This is a genomic window from Phenylobacterium sp., from assembly GCF_035276905.1.
Lineage (GTDB): Bacteria > Pseudomonadota > Alphaproteobacteria > Caulobacterales > Caulobacteraceae > Phenylobacterium.
The window spans coordinates 1-3,346 of record NZ_DATELG010000210.1; the positions used below are offsets into that span (position 1 = coordinate 1).

General features: G+C 69.7%; 5 protein-coding genes and 1 tRNA gene. All 6 read left to right on the forward strand.

Going from position 1 to position 3,346, the window contains the following annotated elements; translation table 11 throughout:
• Positions 1-114 precede the first annotated feature (114 nt).
• Positions 115-201, forward strand: a tRNA-Leu gene (locus VJS38_RS09785).
• 235 nt (positions 202-436) lie between these two features.
• Entirely contained in the window at positions 437-859 is a 423-nt protein-coding gene (locus tag VJS38_RS09790; RefSeq protein ID WP_324087965.1) for a nuclear transport factor 2 family protein, read from the forward strand.
• Complete coding sequence (locus VJS38_RS09795) at positions 856-1,494, forward strand: helix-turn-helix domain-containing protein (RefSeq protein ID WP_324087966.1); 639 nt, start codon at positions 856-858, stop codon at positions 1,492-1,494. Before VJS38_RS09790 ends, VJS38_RS09795 begins: the two co-directional genes overlap by 4 nt.
• A 163-nt stretch (positions 1,495-1,657) precedes the next feature.
• Positions 1,658-2,275, forward strand: a complete 618-nt coding sequence (locus tag VJS38_RS09800; RefSeq protein WP_324087967.1) for a ribonuclease D — start codon at positions 1,658-1,660, stop codon at positions 2,273-2,275.
• A gap of 11 nt (positions 2,276-2,286) precedes the next feature.
• Positions 2,287-2,910 (forward strand): LPS export ABC transporter periplasmic protein LptC, encoded by a 624-nt coding sequence (gene lptC, locus VJS38_RS09805; RefSeq protein ID WP_324087968.1) that lies wholly within the window; start codon positions 2,287-2,289, stop codon positions 2,908-2,910.
• 14 nt (positions 2,911-2,924) lie between these two features.
• A partial coding sequence (locus tag VJS38_RS09810; protein WP_324087969.1) for an LptA/OstA family protein occupies positions 2,925-3,346 on the forward strand: 422 nt, incomplete at its 3' end.

A 3,346-nucleotide genomic window follows, 5' to 3' on the forward strand; every position in this document is an offset into this window, starting at 1 on the left:
GCCGATAGACGATGCGCCCGCGCCTCGCAATGCGACTCGAAAAGAGGTCGTCGACGGGCGTTGACCGCGGCTCGGCGGCGCCATATGTAGCCGCCTCCCGATCCGACGGACCGGGCCCAGGTGGCGGAATTGGTAGACGCGCTGGCTTCAGGTGCCAGTGGCCGAAAGGTCGTGGAGGTTCGAGTCCTCTCCTGGGCACCACCGTTGGGGCGGTGCTGAGGCTCCGGTCCCGATGGAGGACCGTCGAGCGACCGGTTCGTCCTTGAATCAAACCATCCTAAGTCAAGACTCGATGGCGACCCAGCTGCGCCCTTCGGCCGGCGGGCAGGCTTTCGCGCGGCATCATGAGACATTCTTCTTGAAATGAGACTAACGTCTCATTAGCGTGCCCTGAGACGGCGTCAGGCGCCGCTGACCGGAGAGAAAGAGAAACGCCATGTCCCTGACCCCCGCCGAGATGGACCGCTGGATGGATGCGCATTTCGGGTTCGAGGCCCGCGACGACGTGGAGGGGGTGCTCGCCACGCTCTCCGAGGCCGCCGAGCACGACATCGTCGGCTGGCCGGCCGGACCCACCCAGGGCCGCGAGGGGGCGCGTCCGTTCTACGAGCAGCTGTTTGCAGACCTTTCCGGCGGCAAGGTGACGCCGCTGCGCCGGCTCTATGGCGACAACTTCATGGTCGACGACAGCGTCTGGAGCGGCCGCGCGCCCGGCGCTCCGTTCGGGGTCGGCGGCGGCGACCGGGCGCTGAGCTTCCGGCTGCTGCATGTGGTCGAGTTCGCAGACGACGGCGCGATCCGCCGGGAGAACGTCTGGGTCGACCTGGGCGCCATCCAGCAGCAGCTGGCGGCGCCATGAGCGCGGGGGCCGGGCAGGCGGGACGGCCGAATCAGCGGCTGCGGACGCGGAAAGACCTGCTGGACGCGACGGCGCGGCTGGTGGAGCGCGGCCTGAAGCCGACGCTGGAGGACGTGGCCGCCGAGGCGCTGGTCTCGCGGGCCACCGCCTATCGCTACTTCCCCAGCGTCGAGGCGCTGATGCTGGAGGCCGCGGTGCACGTCGCCGTGCCCGCGCCGGAGACGCTGTTCGCCGACTTTCAGAGCCGCGAGCCTCTGCCGCGCCTGCTGCGGGTCGACGAGGTTCTGCACGAAACCGTGCTCGCCAACGAGGCGCCCCTGCGGCTGATGCTGGCGCACAGCCTGGAACACAGCGCCGCCGGCGGCGCGGCGTCGGAGCCGCCGGCGCGGCAGAATCGGCGATCGGACCTGATCGCGGCGGCGCTCGAGCCGGCGGCCGCGGGTTTTCCGGCCGAGGGCCTGGCGATGCTCGGCCAGGCGGTCGCCATGCTGGTCGGTGTCGAGGGGCTGGTGGTCGCCAAGGACGTTCTGCGGCTCGACGACGCGGCGGCGCGCCGGGTCAAGCGCTGGGCGATCGCCGCCCTCGTCGAGGCGGCGCGCCGTCAGCCCCCGCGCGGCGACGAAACGGCGGCCTGAGGCGCAGGCGCCGGCCGGAACGACGGCTTGTTCCCGCACCGCCCAGAGCCTAGATAGCGGACGAAGGTGTGGCTTGGCCATCAACGGGATTTCCGTCTCGCCGGCGTTGAAGGCGGAGCACGGCGGCGGGCGCCGGATTTCTAAGGCGGAGTTCTAGGGCGACGTGAGCAACTTCCTGCACCAGGGCGACCTGCCGGACGGCGTGCTTGCGAACGCCGCCGCGGTGGCGATCGATTCGGAGACCATGGGCCTGCGGCTAAAGCGCGATCCGCTGTGCGTCGTGCAGCTGTCCGATGGCGGCGGCGACGCCCACGTGGTCCAGCTCGACCGATCGACCTACCACGCCCCGAACCTGAAGCGGCTGCTGACCAATCCGGCGGCGACGAAGATCTTCCACTTCGGCCGCTTCGATATCGCCATGTTCTATCTGCATCTGGGGGTGGTCACGACGCCGGTCTACTGCACCAAGATCGCCTCCAAGCTGGCGCGCACCTATACCGACCGGCACGGGCTGAAGGATCTCACCAAGGAGCTGATCGGGGTGGACCTTTCCAAGGCGCAGCAGAGCTCCGACTGGGGCGCGGCGAAATTGTCGGAAGAGCAGGTCGCCTACGCCGCCTCCGACGTGCTGCACCTGCACGCGCTGAAGGCGCGCCTGGACGAGATGCTCGCGCGCGAGGGCCGCGACGGCTACGCCCGCGCCTGTTTCGATTTCCTGCCCCACCGCGCCGTCCTCGACGTCGCCGGCTGGGAGGACGTCGACATCTTCGCCCACGCCTGAGGCCCTGAAGCGTGTCGGTCTCCCACATCGCCATCGAGGCCGCGCCGGACCGGCGCGAGCAGGTGCTGCGGTGGCGGCGCCGCTCGCGCATGATCCGCGCGCTGCGGATCGTGCTGCCGGCGGCGATCGGCCTGATCCTGCTCTTTCTCGCCGGCGCGGTGGCGTACAACGCGCTGACCGCCCAGCCCGCCCAGCCGCGCGAGACCTCCCAGCCGATTCGCTTGGTGCGCCCCAGGTTCGTCGGCCGCGACCAGCGCGGCCGCGCCTTCGTCATCACCGCCCAGAGCGCGACGCGCGATCCGCGCGACTACCAGCGGGTGATGCTCGACCATCCGGCCCTGGTCCTCGACGAGCAGGGCCCCGACCCGATCCGGCTGATGGCCGCAGCCGGGGTCTACCACGAGGCGACCTTCCAGCTCGACCTGCACGGGGGGGTGCGGCTGGTCGGCTCCAAGGCCGCCTTCGACACCGCCACCTCGCTCTACGACACCAAGACCGGCGTGATCACGGGTCCAGGTCCAGTTCAGGGCTCAGGGTCCCTTGGAGAAATCAACGCGAAGTCATATGCGATATACGACAAGGGCAATCGGGTGATCTTCAGGGGCGGCGTGCATACGCGCTTCGACCGGAAATGAGAGCAGGCGACGTGATGCGACTGAGAAGTCTTTCCCTGTGCGCGGTGTTGGTTTCCGCCACGCTGGCCGGACCTGCGGCCGCGCAGCTGGCGACCAACTCGAACGCGCCGGTGGACATCACGGCCGACGAGCTGGAGACGGCCAACAACGCCTGCACCTCGATCTGGCGCGGCCACGCCGAGGCGCTGCAGGACACCGCGCGGCTGCGGGCCGACGTGCTGACCGCCGACTTCGAGATCAAGGCCGGCGCCGGCGGCGACGGCGCCAAGGCCGGCGGTTGCGGCGACCTCATCCGCCTTAAAGCCGACGGATCCGTCTACTATGTGACGCCGACCCAGAAGGTGCACGGCGACAACGCCGTCTACCAGGCGGAGACGAACACCCTGATCGTCACCGGCGACGTGGTGGCGACGCAGGGCCAGAATGTGCTGCGTGG